This window comes from Mesorhizobium sp. M0909 (genome assembly GCF_040319515.1).
Classification (GTDB): domain Bacteria; phylum Pseudomonadota; class Alphaproteobacteria; order Rhizobiales; family Rhizobiaceae; genus Mesorhizobium.
Genome location: NZ_JAMYOA010000004.1, coordinates 177,226 through 197,369, shown reverse-complemented (window position 1 = coordinate 197,369; position 20,144 = coordinate 177,226). Strand labels below are relative to the sequence as shown.

General features: G+C 63.2%; 17 protein-coding genes, 1 tRNA gene and 1 pseudogene. 5 read left to right on the top strand and 14 right to left on the bottom strand.

Features of this window, described 5'->3' with window-relative positions:
- The first annotated feature begins 39 nt into the window (after window positions 1-39).
- Both NKH83_RS07680 and NKH83_RS07675 read left to right on the top strand, forming a co-directional pair.
- Entirely contained in the window at window positions 40-660 is a 621-nt protein-coding gene (locus NKH83_RS07680; protein WP_254817988.1) for a 2,3-bisphosphoglycerate-dependent phosphoglycerate mutase, read from the top strand.
- 73 nt (window positions 661-733) lie between these two features.
- A tRNA-Leu gene (locus NKH83_RS07675) sits at window positions 734-818 on the top strand.
- A gap of 110 nt (window positions 819-928) precedes the next feature.
- Here NKH83_RS07675 and NKH83_RS07670 read toward each other — a convergent pair.
- The 5 genes and pseudogenes from NKH83_RS07670 to NKH83_RS07650 all read right to left on the bottom strand — a co-directional run.
- Window positions 929-1,189 (bottom strand): annotated as a pseudogene (locus NKH83_RS07670) (DUF4087 domain-containing protein); the annotation flags it as partial.
- Between the two features lie 70 nt (window positions 1,190-1,259).
- Window positions 1,260-1,667: a lysozyme inhibitor LprI family protein gene (locus tag NKH83_RS07665; protein ID WP_352803017.1), complete on the bottom strand. Its 408-nt coding sequence runs from the start codon at window positions 1,665-1,667 to the stop codon at window positions 1,260-1,262.
- 220 nt (window positions 1,668-1,887) lie between these two features.
- Window positions 1,888-2,322, bottom strand: a complete 435-nt coding sequence (locus NKH83_RS07660; protein WP_352803014.1) for a hypothetical protein — start codon at window positions 2,320-2,322, stop codon at window positions 1,888-1,890.
- 32 nt (window positions 2,323-2,354) lie between these two features.
- Window positions 2,355-2,744 (bottom strand): hypothetical protein, encoded by a 390-nt coding sequence (locus tag NKH83_RS07655; RefSeq protein ID WP_352803011.1) that lies wholly within the window; start codon window positions 2,742-2,744, stop codon window positions 2,355-2,357.
- 785 nt (window positions 2,745-3,529) lie between these two features.
- Window positions 3,530-5,527 (bottom strand): transcriptional regulator, encoded by a 1,998-nt coding sequence (locus NKH83_RS07650; RefSeq protein ID WP_352803340.1) that lies wholly within the window; start codon window positions 5,525-5,527, stop codon window positions 3,530-3,532.
- A gap of 246 nt (window positions 5,528-5,773) precedes the next feature.
- On the opposite strand from NKH83_RS07650, the gene NKH83_RS07645 reads away from it, so the two are divergent.
- Both NKH83_RS07645 and NKH83_RS07640 read left to right on the top strand, forming a co-directional pair.
- The gene (locus NKH83_RS07645; protein WP_352803008.1) at window positions 5,774-6,859 is read left to right on the top strand and encodes a PLP-dependent cysteine synthase family protein; all 1,086 of its coding nucleotides are present in this window, start codon (window positions 5,774-5,776) and stop codon (window positions 6,857-6,859) included.
- A gap of 25 nt (window positions 6,860-6,884) precedes the next feature.
- Window positions 6,885-8,372, top strand: coding sequence for a pyridoxal phosphate-dependent decarboxylase family protein (locus NKH83_RS07640; protein WP_352803005.1), 1,488 nt, complete (start codon window positions 6,885-6,887; stop codon window positions 8,370-8,372).
- A 49-nt stretch (window positions 8,373-8,421) separates the two neighbouring features.
- Here NKH83_RS07640 and NKH83_RS07635 read toward each other — a convergent pair whose 3' ends face one another.
- The 4 genes from NKH83_RS07635 to NKH83_RS07620 form a co-directional block, all read right to left on the bottom strand.
- On the bottom strand, window positions 8,422-10,062 hold the full coding sequence (locus tag NKH83_RS07635; protein WP_352802281.1) for an ABC transporter substrate-binding protein: 1,641 nt from the start codon (window positions 10,060-10,062) through the stop codon (window positions 8,422-8,424).
- Window positions 10,063-10,274: 212 nt separating this feature from the next.
- Complete coding sequence (locus tag NKH83_RS07630; RefSeq protein ID WP_352803002.1) at window positions 10,275-11,276, bottom strand: alpha/beta hydrolase; 1,002 nt, start codon at window positions 11,274-11,276, stop codon at window positions 10,275-10,277.
- A gap of 16 nt (window positions 11,277-11,292) precedes the next feature.
- Complete coding sequence (locus tag NKH83_RS07625) at window positions 11,293-11,970, bottom strand: isochorismatase family protein (RefSeq protein ID WP_352802999.1); 678 nt, start codon at window positions 11,968-11,970, stop codon at window positions 11,293-11,295.
- A gap of 20 nt (window positions 11,971-11,990) precedes the next feature.
- Entirely contained in the window at window positions 11,991-13,295 is a 1,305-nt protein-coding gene (locus NKH83_RS07620; RefSeq protein ID WP_352802996.1) for a M24 family metallopeptidase, read from the bottom strand.
- A 267-nt stretch (window positions 13,296-13,562) separates the two neighbouring features.
- On the opposite strand from NKH83_RS07620, the gene NKH83_RS07615 reads away from it, so the two are divergent.
- A complete protein-coding gene (locus tag NKH83_RS07615) occupies window positions 13,563-13,850 on the top strand; it encodes a GIY-YIG nuclease family protein (protein ID WP_352802275.1) in 288 nt (95 codons plus the stop codon).
- A gap of 149 nt (window positions 13,851-13,999) precedes the next feature.
- Here NKH83_RS07615 and NKH83_RS07610 read toward each other — a convergent pair whose 3' ends face one another.
- The 5 genes from NKH83_RS07610 to NKH83_RS07590 all read right to left on the bottom strand — a co-directional run bounded on the left by NKH83_RS07610 (window position 14,000) and on the right by NKH83_RS07590 (window position 20,095).
- Window positions 14,000-14,977 (bottom strand): GlxA family transcriptional regulator, encoded by a 978-nt coding sequence (locus NKH83_RS07610; RefSeq protein ID WP_352802994.1) that lies wholly within the window; start codon window positions 14,975-14,977, stop codon window positions 14,000-14,002.
- A gap of 325 nt (window positions 14,978-15,302) precedes the next feature.
- Complete coding sequence (locus NKH83_RS07605; protein WP_352802991.1) at window positions 15,303-16,484, bottom strand: cystathionine gamma-synthase; 1,182 nt, start codon at window positions 16,482-16,484, stop codon at window positions 15,303-15,305.
- Window positions 16,481-17,905 carry a pyridoxal-phosphate dependent enzyme gene (locus tag NKH83_RS07600; protein WP_352802271.1) on the bottom strand — a complete coding sequence of 475 codons (1,425 nt, stop codon included), beginning with the start codon at window positions 17,903-17,905 and terminating at the stop codon, window positions 16,481-16,483. Before NKH83_RS07600 ends, NKH83_RS07605 begins: the two co-directional genes overlap by 4 nt.
- A 319-nt stretch (window positions 17,906-18,224) precedes the next feature.
- Complete coding sequence (locus NKH83_RS07595) at window positions 18,225-18,431, bottom strand: winged helix-turn-helix transcriptional regulator (protein ID WP_352701159.1); 207 nt, start codon at window positions 18,429-18,431, stop codon at window positions 18,225-18,227.
- A gap of 320 nt (window positions 18,432-18,751) precedes the next feature.
- A complete protein-coding gene (locus NKH83_RS07590) occupies window positions 18,752-20,095 on the bottom strand; it encodes an FAD/NAD(P)-binding protein (RefSeq protein ID WP_352802986.1) in 1,344 nt (447 codons plus the stop codon).
- Window positions 20,096-20,144 lie beyond the last annotated feature (49 nt).

The following is a 20,144-nucleotide window of genomic DNA, read 5'->3' as shown; positions in this document are numbered from 1 at the left end:
CACAAGATTAGCCGATTCACAAAATTTGAAGGAGCAAATATGTCGAGAACTCTCGTGCTCGTGCGCCACGGCCAGAGCGAATGGAACCTGAAGAACCTGTTTACCGGCTGGCGCGACGTCGACCTGACCGAACTGGGCCATGCCGAGGCCAAGGCGGCCGGCGCCAAGCTCAGGGCGCGCGGCATGAAATTCGACATCGCCTTCACGTCGTCGCTGATCCGGGCGCAGAAGACCTGCCAGCATATTCTCGACGCCGTTGGCCAGAGCGAGCTCGAGACCATCCGCGACCAGGCGCTGAACGAGCGCGACTATGGCGATCTCTCTGGCCTCAACAAGGATGATGCGCGCAAGAAATGGGGCGAGGAGCAGGTGCATATATGGCGCCGCTCCTACGACGTGGCGCCGCCCGGCGGTGAAAGCCTGAAAGACACCGGCGCGCGCGTCTGGCCCTATTACCTGCACGATCTGCAGCCGCATGTGCTGCGCGGCGGCACGGTGCTGGTGGCGGCGCACGGCAATTCGCTGCGCGCCCTGATCATGGCGCTGGACGGCAAATCGGGCGAGGAGATCGTCAAGCTCGAGCTCGGCACCGGCGTGCCGGTCATATACACGCTCAACGCCGATTCGACGGTGGCATCGAAGGAAGTGCTGGAAGGCTGAGGCGAAGAAGGAACGCGGCTTTCAAAAAAGCGCGTTGACACTCATCCCTCGCCCGCTTAATGAGCGCGCACCAGCCCAGATGGCGGAATTGGTAGACGCGCACGGTTCAGGTCCGTGTTCCGCAAGGAGTGGAGGTTCGAGTCCTCTTCTGGGCACCAAATTCCTGTTTCGAACTTTTGATAGGGTTCAGAAACCCCAAGAAAAGCCCGGTTTTGCCGGGCTTTTTTGTATCCAATAATTGTCGGCCCGGGCTAGGCAGCGATCTGTCGTTGCGACAGCGCATCAGCGGAAGGATTTCGCCCGAGATTGCTCTGGTGGTCTTTTGCCGTTTGGCGTTGGTCTCGACGGTCATGCACGCACATCCGTAGCCATGGCCCGAACCGGGCACATTGGTCTCGACGAATTGCCGCTTGTCAAAGGCCGGCACATTGTCGATGCCGCCACAGGCTCCCTTTGGACATCGCACAGTGGACCGTCGATGAAATCGCCGTTGAGCAAATTGTCCGCACTGCCCTTGCGCGCCTCGCATCCTTTCATACCCGGCGGCGACGCCACGCTCGTCGCCGGCGTCATCGTGATCAGATCAGCTGTGGCGTGTGTCAGTTCGCGGCCGGAACAGGGCAACTCATGTCGCCCTCCTGGCATTTCAGATAGCCTTCGAAATCTTTGGCACGGGATTGCGTAAGGCCGTCCATGCACTGCGCGATGAGCATTGGCATCATGCTTCCTCCGGCCGCTCCCGCGGTCTGGAAACTGCACTCCGCGTCGCGAAACTTGCCCCAATCGCGCTGTGCCTGGACAAGAAGCTTCTTGGTATCCGCGTCGTTCTTCAGGCGGGCTTCGATCTGCTTGTAAAGCTCGTTGAGCTTCTTGTCGGATTTCTGAAACTCGGCACCGAAGCACTGGTTCATGGTGGCCTGATCCTTGGCATCGGCGCACTTGTCTTTGGCGAAGGCGAAAGTCGGCATGGCCGGAACCACGGCAGCAATCAGTATTGCGGTTTTCATCGATTTCCCTTTCCGGTTGCAGTCAAGCTCTTAAGTTGCTCAGCCCCGCCCCATGTTGATGTCCGTCATTGCCACGGTCAGCCGTGCCCATGGCCTGATTATCTGGTTTTCGTTGGATCAGCTTTGTCACCTTCGGAGACCGTGACGCGACTTCCGTCACGCCGGAATAGTTGTTCTCCTCATGCCAACGGCGTCGGCGGCAAATCTCCACCGATCACCATCATTCCGTAACTTGCTCGGCAAAACACTTTGCCAGATCTTGCGGCGCTCCGAGCTTCTTCGCCCAGGATACCAGTTCAGGTTTTTCCGACGGCTCGGCATAGCCGCCCCAGACGTCGCGGAACTGCTTTTTTCCATCGACCGTCTGGAAGAACATCACACCGTCGTCGCTCACGGGCGTGGAGACGTAAGCGGCGCTCCAGTTGCCGTTCTCCATGATCGTGATGAACTTCACCCGAGCGGGCTTGACCTTGTTGTTCAACGCCGAGGCGACGAGAGATGCATATTCCTGCTTGCGCGCCTTCGTCGCTTCGACCTTTATGCCGTCGCAGGCGCTACCCGCAGCGAAAGCGGATGTCAGCGTCATTCCCAGCCCCGTGAGGCCAACCATAACGATTTTGGCATGTCGCCGGACTAGGCCGCTGAATTCAGACATAATTGGCTTCCTCTTTTTCGCCCCGGAGTCCCTTATTCGGAATCGTCATCGTCCGATGAACTGTCATCGTCCGGTGTATCGACCTCGCAGCCGATGCCGCGGCAGCCTTGGTAGTTGCCTTGCGTATCGAAGTTGGGATTGCCTTCGTTGTCGTACTGCGGTCTGTCGTCGATGGTTTGATCTCCGTCATCAGGATCGTCGACTTTACATCCGAGCCCATGGCAGCCGATGTAACGGCCCCGCGTATCGAAGTTGGGATTGCCGTTCCTGTCGAACTGCGGCCGGTCATCAATCTTTCGGCCGGCTTTGTGGGGCGGATCAACCAGGCAGCCCTTTCCGCGACAATCATCGTAATCGTCGGTGGTACAACCGGCGATCGCCATCACAGCAGTGGCCAAGGCCGCAGAGATTACGAATTTCATGGTTCATTCCTCCGACTGGCTGGCGGACATCGTCCATATCGGAAGGCCGTTGCAGGCGGCGATCCCCGCCTTTGCCGCGGAGTCTGGCGCCAATCGGAGGAGGGCAAAGCTTCGCCGGCTATCAAACGAGAGCCAGGCTGTGGGCGACGCATTCGACGACTTAGCCGATGGTTGCCGCAATCTCTAACGTCGGAGGGAACGCTCCCGGCGGGGGCCGCCGCATTAGCGAATGTCAATATTCCTTTCCATGCTTAGTGCCCCGTCCGCCCAAGCATGTTTCAACAATCCGCTGACGCGGCTGTGCTTCTAAGAAATTGCATTCGAATCCGCCTGTGACAAGGACAAATCCCAATATCGCAGGATTGAATTTGGCAGATGCTTAATATTTCGGAATCAGAACCGGTTATCTTAGCAGACACTGAAACATGCATCTCCAACAAGATTGCGGAACGTTCCATTAGCTTTGTTTCTCGTTGATACAAGTAATACTCCATGTCGTTGTGACTTTTGCGCCTGCTCTACGAAAAAACGCGACGAGACCGTTTCTTATAAGATCGCCCTAATCGCGATCTATTGTGGTATTTTTTTCGAACCCAGCCCAACCCGTTGCGAGGGCCGAAAGAAACGCCGCCCCTTTGCCGACTTTTCGTACTGGCCGTCGGGCCAAGCGACGGCAAACATCCTCAAGGTCAGTCTGACGATGCGCCTTGGCTGCGGACATGACGATGTTTCGTGGCGCCAGCCGCGATGAGCGGTTTAGAAAGCCGGACGAACCACGCCTTGTCTCACCCCAGCCCGATCCGCTTGGCGCCTTGCCGGAACAGCGCCTCGGCGTCCGGCTCGAAGCGAAAGGTGCCGATGAAATCGTCGGCGCAGTAGTTCGGCAGCATCTTTCGCAGCGCAGCGGCGAAACTTCGTGCCTCGCTCAGCCGGCCCGCCAGCGCAAGGCAATGCGCGGCAATCGCCAGGATTATGGCATGGGCGTTGGGACGGGCGGCTGCTTTCAGCGCCCATTCGGCGGCTTCATCGAACTGGCCAAGCCGGACATGCGACATCGCCCTGGCGCCCAACATGCCGAACAGCAGCGGATCGAAGGGACTCAGATGCCTGGAATGGTCGGACGAGCCGATCGCGGCCTGCGGGTCGCCGGACTGCGAATGGACGAATGACAGCGCATAGTGGCCGAGCGCGAAATTCGGGCTGAGATCTACGGCGCGTTCGAGCTCGGTGAGGGAGCCGTCCTGTTCGCCGCGCAGCCACAGCGCCCGCCCCATGGCCCAGTGAGCGGCCGGATTGTGATCGTCGACGAGCAGGCTCTGGCCGGCTGCCTCGAAGGCCAGGGCGCTTTCCTGGTCGCGGTCGCCCCAACGCTGGAAGGCATTTTGCCAATGGGTGAAGGAGAGGCCGGCATAGGCGCGGGCGAAGGTCGGATCGAGCTTCAAGGCCGTGTCGAAGAAATGCCGGGCCTGCTCGTTTTCCGTGCGGGTGAAGCGATACATGTGCCAGAGGCCGCGATGGTAGGCTTCCCAGGCGTTCAGCGAATTGGGCGCCTTCAGCATGGCGCGGTTGCGCTCGACGGTTTCGATCTCGGCCGAGATCGACGAGACGATGCTGTTGCCGATGTCATCGAGCACGGTAAAGATGTCGTCCGGTCTGCGCTCGAACGTCTCGGCCCAGACGATCCTGGCCGTGCGCACCTCGACAAGTTCCACGCTGACCACGACGCGGGCTGCCTGGCTGCGTACCGTGCCGGTGGCGACATAGTCGACGTTGAGCCGGCGGCCGGCGTCCTCCGGCGCGATGTTTTTTTCGGCGAGCGCAAACACCGAGCCGCGCGCGATGACGAAGAAATCCCTGAGCTTGGCCAGGCGGGTGATGATGTCGTGGGTGAGGCCGTCGGCCAATCCACCGCGCGGGCCGCCGACAGCCGCCTCTTCGGCAAACGGCATCACGGCGAGCGAAGCCTTCTGCGATGCAGCAGTATCGGAACGGGGAGGCACAATTGACGCGTCGGGGGCCGCGGGTACGAGTGAAGGTCGCGCCCAGAGCGCTGCTGCAGGTCGTTCGCCGCGGATCGTCCGCCATGCCTCGCGAACGGCTCCGAAATCCAGATCCTCTGAAGCAAACAGCCGCGCCGCGGAAGCGAGATGTTCCTCGCCCGCGCCAAACTGGCCGCGCTGCGCCAGCCTTTTCAGAAGAGCCACATGCGCGCGCCCGTCGAACGGAGCGAGTTCCAGCCATTTGTCCAGATGCGAGGACATTTCGTCGGCATCCGCCGGAAGCTTGTTGACGAGGTGTTCCAGGATTGCGGCGTGCCAGGAGCTGAAGCGGCGGCGCTGAGCGATCAGCCAACCGTTGAAATGCGGGCTGCGGTCGATCTCCAGCCCATCGAGAAAATCGCCGGCGAACATTCCGGAAAGAGCCTGCAGCCGCTCCAGACCGAGCGTCTCAACGCCCTTGGCGGCGGCCGACGCTATGTCGACAGCGTCGACGGAAGCACCTTTCAGATCAAGCGCGATCGTGTCGCCTGGTGTCTCGACCCTGCGATGGTGCGGTTCATCGAGGAGGCCTCTAAGCTTGCTCAGACACCAGCGAAGCTCGCCGCGCGGGTCGTTCGGCACATCCCACAAAAGCTCGCAGAGGCGGCTGCGGCCGATCGGATGCGGCGCCAGCGCCAGATAGGCGAGCAGCGCACGCAGCTTGCGAGATTTTGGGAGCTGGATGATGATGCCGTTGCGTGCGATCGTCAGCGGTCCGAGCAGACGCACGCAAAGACCGGCCATCTCGCCGCCGAGGCTCGATCGGGCGGATTCCACGTAAGTTTCCACGCCTGCTCCCACGCTGGCCAGTCGGCCTTTGTTTTATCACCAAACGCGACACGGTGCATCCGGCAGCGAATTCCCGCGCCGGACGCTGGCATTGCCGGGTGCAAATGTAGCGCGGCAAGGTCTCGAAACCTCGCCGCCCAAGCCACCGGTCTGTAACCGGCCCGTGACGACATGAGACAACGACAACGCGAGGAGATCGACATGTTGCATCAACAGAAAATCAGAACCACGGCCGGGCGCGGACGTCTGTTCGACAGCATTCTCGACACAGTCGGCGATACGCCGGTGATCCGCATCAATAATCTCGGACCGGACCATGCCACGATCTATGTGAAGGCCGAGTTCTTCAATCCCGCCGCCTCGGTGAAGGACAGGCTGGCGCTCAACATCATCGAGGAGGGCGAGCGCAGCGGCGCCTTGAAGCCGGGCCAGACCGTCGTCGAGGCGACCAGCGGCAACACCGGCATCGGCCTTGCCATGGTTTGCGCCCAGAAGGGCTATCCGCTGGTGGTGACGATGGCCGACAGTTTTTCCATCGAACGCCGCAAGCTGATGCGCATGCTGGGCGCCAAGGTGGTGCTGACGCCGCGCGCCCAGAAGGGTTTTGGCATGTACACGAAGGCGGTGGAGCTCGCCGAGGCCAATGGCTGGTTCCTTGCCCGCCAGTTCGAGACCAAGGCCAATGCCGCCATTCACGAAGCGACCACGGCGCGCGAGATCATCAACGATTTCGCCGGCTCGCGGCTCGACTGTTTCGTCACCGGCTATGGCACGGGCGGCACCGTCGCCGGCGTCGGACGCGTGCTGCGCCGCCAGCGGCCGGAGACCCGGATCGTGCTCGCCGAACCGGCCAATGCGCAGCTTATCGGCAGCGGCAAGCCGCAGCAGCGCGGCGCCGGCGGCGCGCCTGCCGCCAGCCATCCAGCGTTCGAGCCGCATCCGATCCAGGGCTGGACGCCCGACTTCATTCCGGACGTGCTGCAGGAGGCGATCGACACAAGCCTCTACGACGAGGTGGTGCCGATTGCCGGGCCCGAGGGCATGAAATGGGCCAAGGCGCTGGCGCAGAAGGAAGGGATTTTCACCGGCATCTCTGGCGGCGCGACCTTCGCGGTGGCGCGGCAGATCGCGGAAAAGGCGGTGCCCGGCTCGGTGATCCTGTGCATGCTTCCCGACACCGGCGAACGTTACATGACCACGCCGCTGTTCGACGGCATCGAAGCGGAGATGGACGCCGAGGAGACCGCGCTTTCGCAGTCGACACCCGGCTGCCAGTTTCCGGCGTGACGGCGGCACATCGGGAGCGGCCTGCATGGACACGAAACCTGGATTGGCCGTCACGGCCAGCGAGGAAACGCTTGACCCCTCGAACTGGGCCGATGTGCAGGTCCTGTCGCATCGGATCGTCGACGATGCCGTCGCTTACCTGCGTGATGTCAGAGAGCGTCCGGTGTGGCAGGAGATGCCGGTCGATGTGAGGACCTTCTTCGCATCGCCGCTGCCGCGTTCGCCGGCGCCGCTGGCAGAAATCTATGGCGACGTCACCAGGAGCTTGATGCCCTATCCGATGGGCAATATCCATCCGCGCTTCTGGTCCTGGTATATGGGTTCGAGCAATTTCACCGGCGCGCTCGGCGATTTCCTGGCGGCGATCCAGGGCTCCAACCTCGGCGGCGGCAATCATGCCGCCGCGCTGATGGACAACCAGGTCGTCGACTGGTGCAAGGAAATGATGGGCTTTCCGCAATCGGCCAGCGGCACACTGGTCTGCGGCGGCTCGATGGCCAACATCATCGGTCTGACCGTGGCGCGCAACGCCAAGGCCGGCATCGACATACGCGAGCACGGCGTTGCCGGCATCGACAAGCCACTGCGTTTCTACGGCTCCGACCAGCTTCACTCCTGCCATCGCAAGGCGATGGAGGCGCTCGGCCTCGGCAACCGGGCGCTGCGCCGCATCCCGAGCGATGCCGGGCTGCGGATCGACATCGCTGCGTTGCGGGCGGCGATCGCCGAGGACCGTGACGCCGGTTTCAAGCCGGCCTGCGTAATCGGTACGGCCGGCACGGTGAACACCGGCGCAATCGACGATCTGCAAGCGCTGGCCGACCTGGCGGCAAAAGAGGATCTGTGGTTTCACGTCGATGGCTGCATCGGCGCCTTGCTTGCGATTGCGCCGGACAATTCGCATCGCGTTGCCGGCATCGAGCACGCCCACTCAATCGCGCTCGATCCGCATAAATGGCTGCACGCGCCCTTCGAGGTCGGCTGCGCGCTGATCCGGGATGCCTCCGCGCATCGCCGCACGTTCGCGGTGACGCCGGAATATCTGGAATCGACGCCGCGCGGCCTGGCCTCCGGCCAATGGCTGCACGACTACGGCTTGCAGACGTCACGCGGCTTCCGGGCGCTGAAGGTGTGGATGGCGCTGAGAGAACATGGCATCGAAAAGTTCGGCCGGCTGATCGACCAGAACATCGCGCAAGGGCATTATCTCGGTCAGCTGATCGAGGCCGAACCGGCGCTCGAGCTGGTGGCGCCGGTGAACATTAACATCGTCTGCTTTCGTTATCGCGCCGATGGGTTGGACGCTGAGCGCCTGAAAGCGCTCAATACCGAGATCATGGTGAGGCTGCAGGAAGAAGGCATCGCCGCCATTTCCGACACGACGGTGCATGGCCAACATTGCCTCAGGGTCGCCATCAACAACCACCGTACCCGGCGCGACGATCTGGACCTGCTGGTGCGGGAAACGGTGCGCCTCGGGCGGGAGATTTCAAGGGCGGGCACCGCCGGGTGACGCTGGCTTCCGCTGCCTTGCGCGCCGGCCTTCCGTCGGGCGGCACGAGTCACGCCTCGAGCCAGACCTTCTCGAAATGCTGCTCGAGCGACTGGTGCTGCTCGCAGCCATGGACGCCCTTGCGGTAGGTGCGGTAGACCGAGCGCCAGTAGGGCTGGATGATGATGCCGGAATCGCGGAGATTCTGCTCGATCTTTGCCATGATCTCCTTGCGGGCGCCTGCATCGGGCATCGCCAGCGCCTTGTCGAGCAGGCTGTCGAATTCCGGATTGGCGTAGGCGCTCTCGTTCCAGGCGGCGCCCGATTTGTAGGCCAGCGCCAGCACCTGCACGCCCAGCGGCCGGCCGAGCCATTCGGTGCAGGAGAACGGATATTTGCTCCAGTCGTTCCAGAAGGTGGCGGCCGGCAGCACCGTGCGCTTGATCTTCAGCCCAGCCTCGCGCATCTGCGCTGCGATGGCGTCGCCGGTGGTCTTTTGCCAGTCGACGTCGACCGAAATGAGCTCGTATTCGTGATCGGCCTTGCCGGCCTCGGCGAGCAGGGCCTTGGCTTGATCGATGTTGCGCACGGCTGGGCCGATATCGGCATATTCGGGATGCATCGGCCCGACATGATGGTTCTCGGCCGGCTTGCCGCGGTTGTCCATGCCGATCTTCAGCACAGCGGCGTTGTCGACGGCGAGCTGGGCGGCGCGGCGCACCTTGATGTCGTCATAGGGCGGATTGGCGACATTGAAACGCGCGACGATCGTCGAGCCGGTGGCGATCTCGGAATTGCTCAGGCCCATCGAGTCGGTCTGCGCAACCGTGTCGGAGGCGGTTTCGTGGTCGGTGTCGATCTCGCCCGATTCGAAGGCCGACAGCATGGCGTTGGGGTCGGAGCCGTAGTCGACCCATTTGATGCCGTCGAGGTAGAATTCGCCCTTCCACCATGGCTTGTCCTTGCGGCGGACTTCGGCGCCGACCTCGGCGTCCCATGCCACGAGTTCGCACGGCCCGGTGGTGATCGCCAATGCCTTCAGCGGGTCGCCGTCGCCTTCATAGCTGCGGTGCATGATCAACGCCGGATAGTCGGCCATGCCGGCAATCAGCGAGATGTCGGGCTTGGGCAAATTGAGCCGCACGGTGAAGTCGTCGACGCGTTCGATGCCGCCGTCGACGGCTTTCTTGGTGTCCGCGTTGACCAGCGCGCCCATCCGCGCGGCGACAGAATTGCCGGCGACGGACGCATCGCACCAGCGCGTCAGATTGTGAATGACATCGTCGGCGTTGAAGGTGTCGCCATTCGACCAGTTGACGCCTTTGCGGACATGCAGCGTCAGCACGCGGGCATCGTCGCTGGTCTCCCAGCTCTCGAGCAGCCATGGCTCGAAGGTGAAGTCGCGGTTCCAGCGCACCAGATATTCGTTACACTGGCGGGCGACGTTGGACATCTCGACGCCGTCGAAGGTGCGCGGATCCTTCCAGCCCTTGACGTTCATGGCAACGCGCAAGACGCCGCCGCGCTTCGCCTCCTCGGCCCTGGCCGGTGACGGAGCAAGCCCGCCAAGCGCCAGCGCGCCGGCAGCGCTGACACCAAACGCGGCCATGGTGGCGAGATATTCGCGCCGGTTCATCTGGCCCTTCTTGAAGCCGTCGGCGACGGGCGCGGCCTGCGGATGCAATTTCCGATCGGTCAGCATGAATTTCATCGTCGTTCCCTCTTTGTTGGGCGCCTCCGACCGACCGCGCCGCGGGGGTGGATGCGTTTCGCAGGGGCGCCTTACGTGAGGTGATGATAATGCTGGCCTGAGCGGGCAAGTGTTCGGGTTTCCGCAGTTGTTGTGCGCTGTTCCGCAGTGGGGAGCTTGAGGAGAGAGGATTTCTGCGCTTGCCTGGCCGGCATGAGAGCCGCACTCCGCCGTCACTCCGGCCACTTACCCCCGCCCAGCGCGGCTATAGCCGCGACGATGCGATCAAAGGCCTCGCTGGCGCGCGGCACGGTCTTGCGGGCGCGCAGGAAACTGTGCACGAGGCGCGGCTCCTCGCGCCACCATGCCTTACCGCCGGCGGCAAGGATGCGGTCGCGATAGGTCTGGCCGTCCGATGACAGCGGATCGCATTGCGCGGTGACGATGACCGTCGGCGGCAGGCCGGAGAAGTCGCTATCGTTAAGTGGCGAAAATGTCGGGTCGTCCGGCGACTGCCCCTTCGCTGCCCGGATATGGCGGTAGAATTCGACGTCCCGCAACGTCAGCAGCGGTGCCTCGGCGTGCTCGATATAGGAGCCGGTGCGCGCTTTGCCGTCCAGCTCTGGGCCGTCTAGCTCGTCACCGCCCAATTCGGGATAGATCAGCACCTGGCCGATCGCGCGGCGAGGATGGCGGCGCGTCGCCTGCGCCACTGCTGCGGCCAGGTTGCCGCCGGCGCTCTCGCCGCAGAGCACGATCGGCAAGCCGGTCGTCGCCGCAGCCCATTCGAACACCGCCAGCGCATCCTCGAAGGCCGCCGGATGCAGATGTTCAGGCGCCAGCCGGTAGTCGGCGGACAGAACCGCAAAGCCGGTGCCGGCGCAGATCTCGGCGCAGATGTCGTCATGGCTGTCGAGCCCGCCAAGCACGAAACCGCCGCCGTGATAATAGACGACCATCGCCTGCGGCGCCGTTCCCGCCATATGGTAACGCCGGACCGGGATCGCACGGTCGCCGACGCTGCTGTCGCTGGCCTTGACGCCGGGTGGATAGGGCTCGCGAAACGCCCGGCACATGGCATCATAGACCGCCCGCTGCCTGTCGATCGGCATGTAGACGATTTCGGGCGGATACCACTCGTTGACCCGATCGATATAGGCCCACAGCTCCGGATCGAGCAGCGTCAGGTATTTTCCGCGGTCTGTCGTTTCGGGTCGCTCGGCTTCGGTGACCATCGCGGCGCGATCCCGCTCAGAGCTCGGCGTAGAGCCGGGCGGCGTTTTCGTAGCTGAAACGCAGCGGCACCGAGCCCTCGACCTGCCAGGCATCGACCGTCTCGCCGGCCAGCAGCCGGCAGGCGGCCTCGGTGGTGGTGACGGCACCGCCATAGAGCCGGTTGGCGAGGTTGAGGATGGCCGTCTGGTGCATCGCCGTGCTGCCGCTGCCGCAGGCATCCTTGACCAGCAGCACGCGAAACCCGAGCGCCACCGCATCTTTGACGGTGGCATCGATGCAGGCCTCGGTCCAGACGCCGGCAACGACCAGCCATTCGATGCCGTCGGCCTTGAGCCGCCCGGCGGCAGGCCCTCCACCAAAGGCGCTGGCCTGCGTCTTGACCATCATCGTCTCGCCGGCTGCAGGCGCCACTTCCGGACAGATCGCCGTCAGCGGATCGTCCTTGTCGGAAAAGGCCGACTTGCCGTTGGTCTCGACCGGGTGGAACGGCCGTGCTGTGGCGACATCGACGACATAGGCCCAGTGATACAACGGCACATGATTGGCCCGTGCCGCTGCCTGCAGGCGCTGTACGTTGGCGAGGATATCGCCATAGCCTTCGACCAGATAGCGCTTGTCCCGCCGATGCTCCTCCTGGAGATCGATGAACACCGCCGCCGCCTTGCCGGACTTGATCGAGATCGGGCTTTTCATGCAAAACTGCCTGTCAGCACTCAAACTTGCCTGTCAAGGAACTCGTCCTCATAAGGGAACCGCGACAGAAGCTCGGTGCCGGTCTCGGTGATCAGGATCTCGTCCTCCAGCTTGACGCCCTCGCGACCGCCCTTCTCGCCGATATAGCTCTCGACGCTGACCACCATGCCGGGCACGATGACCCCGTCGCGGCCATAGGTCTCGTAGTCCATGGCATGCGCGATGAACGGCGTCTCGCCATGCATGCCGACGCCGTGCATGACCGAGGTGTAGCGCTGGTCGACGAAGCGGTCAGGAATTTTCCAGGCCTTTTCGGCAATCTCGCGAAACGCCATGCCCGGCTTGACGACCCCGATATTGTGCTGAACCTGGTCGTGCGCCATCTTGTAGAGCGACTTCTGGTAATCCGTCGGCCTGCCCGGGCCGCAGCGGAAGGTGCGCGAGAAGTCCGAATAATAGCCGTAGCAGCCGATCGTGTCGGTATCGAGCGCCAAGAGCTCGCCCGGCCTGATCTTGCGGCCGCTCGCTTCGTTGAACCAAGGATTGGTGCGCTGGCCCGAGGTCAGCAAACGGGTTTCGATGAACTCGCCGCCTTGGCGGATCACCTCGCCATACATGATGGCGAACAGCTCGTTTTCGGAAACGCCGGGCTTGATCGCCTCGCGCACGGCATAGACGGCGGCCTCGGCGCCGGCCATCGACACCTGCAGGCATTTTACTTCCTCGGGTGTCTTGACCGCACGCACCGCCAAAATCTCGCCCTGGCAATCGCGGACGTCGCAGCCGCGCTTTTCGAGCGCCAGCGCCTGCAGATGGCTGCAGCGGTCGAGGCCGAGCTTCATCGAGCCGCCGCCATGCGCCTTGAGCAAATCGGCGATCTCGTCGGCGAAGGGACCCGCGGTTTCGTCGTCGCGGCCCGACACTGAAGACCATACCAGCTTGGACGGACGCGCCTCGTCGATCGTGTCGAGCACCACCGAGACATGGTAGCTCTGCGGATATTCGAACAGCACGATCGGCCCTTCGGTGGGTATGAAAAAATAGCGCGTCGAGTTGCGCAGGAAATAGCCGAACATGTTGCGCGAACCGGTGGCGTAACGCTGGTTGTAGGGGTCGAACAGGACGACGCCGCCATAGCCGGCCTCGCGCATCCAGGCACGCAGCCTGGCAAGGCGCCCCTTGCGCAGCGCGTCGGCGTCGATGAAGGACGGCTCGGTATCGGACAGCCACATGCCGCCGGCCGGATCGGCCGCCGCCGGATGGCGCATGCGGTCCTTGAAGTCGACGTCCTCGGTGCTGTCGGGGTCAAAAACGACAATGCTCATGGGTGCCTCCTGGAAGCGGCGACGATGAGCCATGCGTTGCGCAGAGGCTGTGCGGAATCCCGCAGGTGTTGTGCCGGATGCCGCTAGGCGGCAGCCCCCTTCAATTACCTCGGCGATTGACTGTGAGCCCGAACGTTTTCGTCATCCTAGGGCGGAGCAAGGAGCGAAGCGACGCAGCGCAGACCCTAGGATCCATGCCGTGACATTGGTCGTAGAATGCGGCGGAATGGCGCTTGTGCGCGCATCGATGCTCGCTACCCTGAAACCATGACGGGCTACGTTTACATGACCGCAAGCCAGAAGCGCGGCACGATCTATATCGGAGTTACGAATGATCTCGGCCGCCGCATGCCGGAGCACAAATCCGGCGAGGGCTCGCGGTTCACCAGCCGCTACGGTGTGCAGCGTCTGGTCTGGTATGAGGAACATTTCGACATTGTCGACGCCATCCAGCGCGAGAAGTCGCTGAAGCGCTGGCCACGCCGATGGAAGATCGAGCTGATCGAGAAGACCAATCCGGAATGGTTCGAGCTTTTTCGCGGGACGGGGTGGTAGCATTCGGTTCTGGTCCGCAGGAGCACTGCCGCGAGGTAACGGCATGGATCCCAGGGTCTGCGCCGCGTCGCTTCGCTCCTTGCTCCGCCTGGGATGACGAACGGAGGGGTGTTCGGCCAATCTCCGACGTTTGCGGCTTGCAGAAGCCCCTAATGCCTGCGCATCACCTTCGGCGCATGCCCATGCTCTTCCCTGAAGGCGCGGGCAAAGCTCGACATTGAGGCAAAGCCGCAGGCGAGCGCCACGTCGCGCACCATCAGCGTCGAATGCGCCAAAAGATCGGCGGCACGCTTCAGCCGCAGCCGGCGGTAGTAGCCGTTGGGCGAAATGCTGAGCTCGGAGCGAAAATTGCGTTCGAGCTTGTCGGAGGAGACGCCAAGCCTATTCGCCAGCTCCGCCATGCCGAGCCGTTCCTCCACCGCATCCTCCATGATGGCGATGGCCGACAGCACCAGTTCGTTCTGCACGCCGGTGCGTAAGCGCAGCGGCATCAGCTTGCGGTCGACGCTGGAGCGCAGCGGGCTGTGCACGAACCATTCGGCGGCGCCGGCCGACAGCTCGGCGCCATAATCGCGGGTGATGATCTCCAGCATCATGTCGAGGCTGCCGACACCGCCGGCCGAGGTGAAGCGCTTGCGGTCGATGACGTAGAGATCGCGCCTGAGCTCGATGTCGGGAAAGGCCTCGGTGAAGGCCGCCTGGCTGGTCCAGTGCAAGGTGCAGGCATGGCCGTCGAGCAGGCCCGCGCGGGCAAGGAAGAACGCCGCATCCGCCACAGCACCGATATGGGCGCCACCGCGCAGGCTCTTGCGGATCCAGCTCACGGCATCGTATGCGACGAGATGATCGGCATCGCCGCCCGAGCAGACGACGATGCGATCGACCTTCGGCGCGTCATGGGCGGAAAAACCGGGCTGGATGACGACGCCGTTCGAGGCCTCCACCGGGCCTTCGGCGGCGCCGACGATGATCCAGCGATAGCAGTCCCGCTTGGCCAGCACGTTGGCGGCGCGCAACGGCTCGATGACCGAACTGAACGCCATCATCGGAAAGCCGGGGAAGACCAGGATAGCGAGAGTGAGCGGGGTATCGCTTGCCGTCCGTTGGTTGCGTTGTCGGTTGTTCATAGCTTCCGGAGTCAGGCAGCAAGGTGGATCAGGAAGCTACAATTCTGCCAGATGGCGCCAAGGTCAACGGAATAGAGTGTAAGACACATGGATGGATGCAGAACAAGCGCCGCTCGTTGGCGATCCTTCACGCCCCCTCTGTCCTGCCGGACATCTCCCCCACAAGTGGGGAGATCGGCAGCTTCGCCGTCACGTCCGTGTTTCAGCGTTGGAGGTTGGCGAAAGCGCAAGATGACGGCCAATCTCCCCCCTCGTGGCTGAGATGCCCGGTAGGGCAGAGGGGGCATTGTCCCGCCGACGTCTCGCAAGGTTCTTGTTGCCGGGCTCAACTCGCCAGCGCCTGATCCAGATCCGCAATCAGATCATCACCATCCTCGATCCCGGCCGATAAGCGCACCAGCGAATCGGATATCCCGATCGCGGCGCGTTTTTTCGCCGGGATCGAGCCGTGCGTCATCAGCGCCGGGTGCTCGATCAGGCTTTCGACGCCGCCGAGGCTTTCGGCCAGCGTGAACAGTTGCGTGTGTTCGAGGAAGCGCTTGGTGCCGGCGAGGTCGCGGTCGAGCTCGACCGTGATCATGCCGCCGAAGGCGTGCATCTGCCGCCTGGCGATGGCGTGCTGCGGATGGCTGGGCAGGCCGGGATAGATGACACGACGGATGTCGGGGCGGCTTTCCAGCCAGTGCGCGATCTTCTGGCCGTTGGACGAATGGCGCTCCATCCTGAGCGCCAGCGTCTTCAAGCCGCGCAGCGCCAGGAAACTGTCGAACGGCCCGGAAATGGCACCGATGGCGTTCTGCAGGAATTTCAGCCGGTCGGCGAGATCCTTGTTGTCGCCGACCACGGCGACCCCGCCGACCATGTCGGAATGGCCATTGAGGTATTTGGTAGTCGAATGCACTGATATGTCGATGCCGAGCTCCAGCGGCCGCTGCAGATAGGGGCTGCAGAAGGTGTTGTCGGCGACCGAAAGCACGCCTTTGCGCCTGGCCAGTGCTGCGACCGCTTCCAGATCGACGACACGCAGCAGCGGATTGGTCGGCGTCTCGACCCAGAGCATTTTGGTCTCGGGGCGAATCGCGGCTTCGACCGCGGCAAGATCGGTGAAGTCGACGAAGTCGACCTGCAAATTGGCCGAGCGCTTGCGCACCCGCTCGAGCAATCGGAACGTGCCGCCATAAATGTCGTCGGTGGCGACGATATGCGCGCCTGAATCGAGCAGTTCAAACACCGTGGCGATCGCCGCCAGCCCCGAAGCGAAGGCGAAGGCGGCTGTGCCGCTTTCGAGGTCGGCCACAGCGCGCTCGAAAGCAAAGCGGGTCGGGTTCTGGCTGCGGGCATACTCAAAGCCCTTGTGCACGCCCGGGCTCTGCTGGCCATAGGTCGAGGTGGCGTAGATCGGTACCATCACCGCGCCCGTCGTCGGGTCGTGGCTCTGGCCGCCATGGATGGTGCGGGTCGAGAAGGCGAGGCGGTTCTTGCCCGATACAGTGGCTTTTATGGTCATCGGGCGCGCCTCAGATGGTTGATCAGGTCGATGCGGGTTATCAGGCCAATGAACTCGTCGCCGTCGAAGACGATGGCGACCTCGTTGCGGTCGAACACCGGCAGCAGCGCGTCCAGCGTCTGGCTGGCCTGCAGCGTGTGCAGATTGGTGGTCATCGCCGTCCTAACCGGAGCCTTGAAGCGGTCCCAGCGGCTGTCATAGGGGCCTTCGACCTTGGCCAGGATATCGCTTTCGTCGATGATGCCGACGAGCTTGCCCTCGTCCAGCACCGGCAGTTGCGAGACATCCGAGCGGCGCATGCGGCCATAGGCGTTGAGCAGGCTTTCGTCGGGGCCGACGGACACGACATCGCCGGTGCGGAGCGTGCGCATCACCAGGTCGCGCAGGTCGCCATGCTGCTCCTGCTCGGCAAGGCCCTGCTCAGCCAGCCAGAAATCGTCGAAGACTTTCGACAGGTACTTGTTGCCGCTGTCGCAGACGAAGGTGACGACGCGCTTCGGCACGGTCTGCTCGCGGCAATAGCGGAGTGCTGCCGAAAGCAGCGTGCCCGACGACGAGCCGGCGAGAATGCCTTCCTTCGAAAGCAGGTCGCGCACCGCAAGCATGCTCTGCTTGTCGGGGATGGAATAGGCCTTCCTGACCAGCGACAGATCGGCATTGGGCGGCACGAAATCCTCGCCGATGCCTTCGACGGTCCAGCTTCCGGCCTCTACCATCTTGCCGGTCTTGATCAGCGGCGCCAGCACCGAGCCGACCGGATCGGCGAGCACCATTTCGGTCTTCGGCGAGACTTTCGCAAAATAGCGGCCGAGCCCGGTCAGCGTGCCGCCGGAGCCGACGCCGACGACCACCGCATCGACATCGCCTTCGAGCTGCTGAAATATCTCCGGCCCGGTCGTGGTCTCGTGGGCATGCGGATTGGCCGGGTTGGCAAACTGGTTGGCATAGAAGGCGCCGGGCAGCTCGGCGGCGATCTTTTCGGCCATGTCCTGATAATATTCGGCATGGCCCTTGCCGACATCGGAACGCGTCATGCGCACTTCAGCGCCGAGCGCCCGCAAATGCTGGATCTTTTCGCGCGACATCTTGTCAGGCACGACAAGGATGATGTGGTAGCCCTTGGGGATGCCGACCTGGGCGAGACCAAGACCGGTGTTGCCGGCGGTCGCCTCGACGATCGTCCCGCCGCGTTTCAGTTTGCCCTGTTTTTCGGCGGCGGCAATCATCGACAGCGCGATGCGGTCCTTGATCGAGCCGCCGGGATTCTGGCTTTCGAGCTTGATGAACAGCCGGCACTTGCCGATGTCGAATTTGGTCAGCTCGACGATCGGCGTCTGCCCGATCAGGTCGAGAACCGAGGCATAGGGCGGGCGCAGGCGGGACGACGCATCGTCCTGTGCCACGATCTTGTGCTTGCTCATATCAGATGCTCCGTTGCCAGAATGAGCAACCGCCCTGGAAGACGGCAACCTACCGTCTTTTCCAGCCGTTTGCAGTTGGAAAGAAGATAGATCGTGCCAATCCGGCCGCCAGCAGGGGAATGGAATTTCGCGAAAGCTTCGCCGGCTCCAGGCAAGGCAAAAGATTTGCAGAACCTGCTTAGGGTTCAGGCGATCGCGGCCTGGGCTTCGATCTCGATCAGAAAATCCGGATTGCCGAGGCCGGCGACGCGCAGCACCTTGATGATCGGCGGCGCGCCACGGTTTGCCCAGAAGGCCATCCAGGCGCCGAAGGCCGGCCCTATGTCCAGGTCGCCGGCGATATAGACCGAGAGGCTGACGAGGTCTTCAGCATCTTGTCGGAAAGCGAAGGGATCAGCCGGCGCAGTTCGGAATAGCGCATCGGCTGTTCCTTGATGCGCGCCAGGATCACCGTCTTCCATTTGCCGCCGAGCGCGTCGAGCGCGAACTCGACCGGACAGCCGTAGAGTCTTCCGTGTTGGGTCATGCGCCATGGTAGGCAAGGCACAGTGACGACGAAAGCAGAATTTGCCCGGCCATCTGGCCAGGGTCGGGGCTTATGGCCTCGCCGACTACAAAATCCATGGAGGAGACCTAAGACGAGCCTGCGCGACACCAATCCGGTCAATGCAAGACGGCCGAAACGTGGCGTAATCGCTTAGCTGTCTCGACCACCACGGGCTTGGCTCTGGTGGAGCGAGCTCCCGCACCCTTGGTTCGCCTTCAGCGAACGCGGTTATGCCGTCGAGATCTTTTCACCCGACGGCGGCGGTCTTGCATCCGAATTGCGTCAAGACAAAGGGAGCCTCATCCGAGCAAGCGCTTGCTCAGCCGCGCGCACTGCACACGAATATCGGGAATGGCGTCGATCTCGAAGAAGGTGCCGCGCGTCAGTGGCCCGACGGCGAGGATCTTGGCGGATACCGTGCCGTCGCCGGCGATGACCTCGCAGTTCGCGGTCACGTCGAGGCCGAGGCGCAGCGGATCCGGCCGTGCCAGCCCACGGTCGACCAGCGACCGTACCACGCTGTTCGAGGTGGTCGAGATGTCCCTGGCGATGCCTGTGCAATCATAGATGCGAGCAACGTCGAACCTTTCGAGCTGCTGCGTGTGGCGCGACTGGACCTGTACCCTGAAGCCGTCGCCGCCGGCGATCTCGACGACGCGCCCGGCGACAAGGCGGATGCGGCCCGCTTGCACCGCCTCGGCAACGCGAGCGTAGACTTCCGGCGCCATGCGATGGCGGTGGATGTCCCACCAGGCCTTGGTGTGCTCGACAAAGCGGCGCTTGGCCGAGGACGGCCAGTTCTGCCAGATCTTCTGGTTGAAGGGTCTCAGACCGTCGACGACGTCGCGCCAGTCGATGCCGGCCCTCTGGTTTTCCCGAATCAGGTCGCGGAACCAGCCGACGAAATAGGAAAGCTGGGTGCCGAGCGGAATATCGGCAACGTCGAGCTTGATCGGATTGCCCTTGCGATGCGGCGAAGGCAGCAGGCCGCGCCGCGACACCGCGACGATCTCGCCGCTGTGGCCGCGCTGCTCGAGCGACAGGAAGGCATCGACCATGCTCAAGCCGGTGCCCAGCACCAGGACTCGGGCTTCGGGGTCAAGCGCAGTGTCGGCCTCCGAGCCCATCCTGATCGCATGGCCTTGGGCCCCCGGCTCTTCGTCGTGGCCGGTGGCGAGCACGGCAAGATGCGCAACCACGCTGGTGCCGTTGGCCAGCGCCACTTCGACGCCGGACGCGGTCGGCGAGATCGACAGGCTCTCCTCGCGGATCAGGCGCAGCCGGCCCGTGTGCTGCTCACGCGCCTCGAGCTCGTCGAGCAGCTCCTTGAGATAGCGGGCATAGACGCTGCGCGGCGCGTAGACCGGCGCCTGCTCTGGCGTAGCCAGGCCGCGTCCGAGCAGCCAGCGCGAGAAATTGCCGGGATCGTCGGCATAGGCGCTCATGCCCGACGCGCTGACATTCAGCACATGCGCCGACAGCAGCGTTGAATAGGCCATGCCTTGCCCAAAATGCGGGCGTTTTTCGATCAGGCTGACGCGGAGATCGGGATTGGGCGACTTCAGCAGATGCGCCGCAAGCACGACGCCGCTGGCGCCGCCACCGACAATGATGATCGAATTTGGCGTAGCGCGCCCGGTCATACGCACACCAGCTGTGCTGGCGATCGTCGCCGGCTCAGGAGAGATTGGT

What these genes read in the sequence shown, in the direction of transcription:
- NKH83_RS07680 (WP_254817988.1), top strand. Translation starts at nt 40, where the DNA reads ATGTCGAGAACTCTCGTGCTCGTGCGCCACGGCCAGAGCGAATGGAAC.
- NKH83_RS07665 (WP_352803017.1), bottom strand. Translation starts at nt 1,667, where the DNA reads ATGAAAACCGCAATACTGATTGCTGCCGTGGTTCCGGCCATGCCGACT.
- NKH83_RS07660 (WP_352803014.1), bottom strand. Translation starts at nt 2,322, where the DNA reads ATGTCTGAATTCAGCGGCCTAGTCCGGCGACATGCCAAAATCGTTATG.
- NKH83_RS07655 (WP_352803011.1), bottom strand. Translation starts at nt 2,744, where the DNA reads ATGAAATTCGTAATCTCTGCGGCCTTGGCCACTGCTGTGATGGCGATC.
- NKH83_RS07650 (WP_352803340.1), bottom strand. Translation starts at nt 5,527, where the DNA reads ATGGCCGGTCTTTGCGTGCGTCTGCTCGGACCGCTGACGATCGCACGC.
- NKH83_RS07645 (WP_352803008.1), top strand. Translation starts at nt 5,774, where the DNA reads ATGTTGCATCAACAGAAAATCAGAACCACGGCCGGGCGCGGACGTCTG.
- NKH83_RS07640 (WP_352803005.1), top strand. Translation starts at nt 6,885, where the DNA reads ATGGACACGAAACCTGGATTGGCCGTCACGGCCAGCGAGGAAACGCTT.
- NKH83_RS07635 (WP_352802281.1), bottom strand. Translation starts at nt 10,062, where the DNA reads ATGAAATTCATGCTGACCGATCGGAAATTGCATCCGCAGGCCGCGCCC.
- NKH83_RS07630 (WP_352803002.1), bottom strand. Translation starts at nt 11,276, where the DNA reads ATGGTCACCGAAGCCGAGCGACCCGAAACGACAGACCGCGGAAAATAC.
- NKH83_RS07625 (WP_352802999.1), bottom strand. Translation starts at nt 11,970, where the DNA reads ATGAAAAGCCCGATCTCGATCAAGTCCGGCAAGGCGGCGGCGGTGTTC.
- NKH83_RS07620 (WP_352802996.1), bottom strand. Translation starts at nt 13,295, where the DNA reads ATGAGCATTGTCGTTTTTGACCCCGACAGCACCGAGGACGTCGACTTC.
- NKH83_RS07615 (WP_352802275.1), top strand. Translation starts at nt 13,563, where the DNA reads ATGACGGGCTACGTTTACATGACCGCAAGCCAGAAGCGCGGCACGATC.
- NKH83_RS07610 (WP_352802994.1), bottom strand. Translation starts at nt 14,977, where the DNA reads ATGAACAACCGACAACGCAACCAACGGACGGCAAGCGATACCCCGCTC.
- NKH83_RS07605 (WP_352802991.1), bottom strand. Translation starts at nt 16,484, where the DNA reads ATGACCATAAAAGCCACTGTATCGGGCAAGAACCGCCTCGCCTTCTCG.
- NKH83_RS07600 (WP_352802271.1), bottom strand. Translation starts at nt 17,905, where the DNA reads ATGAGCAAGCACAAGATCGTGGCACAGGACGATGCGTCGTCCCGCCTG.
- NKH83_RS07595 (WP_352701159.1), bottom strand. Translation starts at nt 18,431, where the DNA reads ATGACCCAACACGGAAGACTCTACGGCTGTCCGGTCGAGTTCGCGCTC.
- NKH83_RS07590 (WP_352802986.1), bottom strand. Translation starts at nt 20,095, where the DNA reads ATGACCGGGCGCGCTACGCCAAATTCGATCATCATTGTCGGTGGCGGC.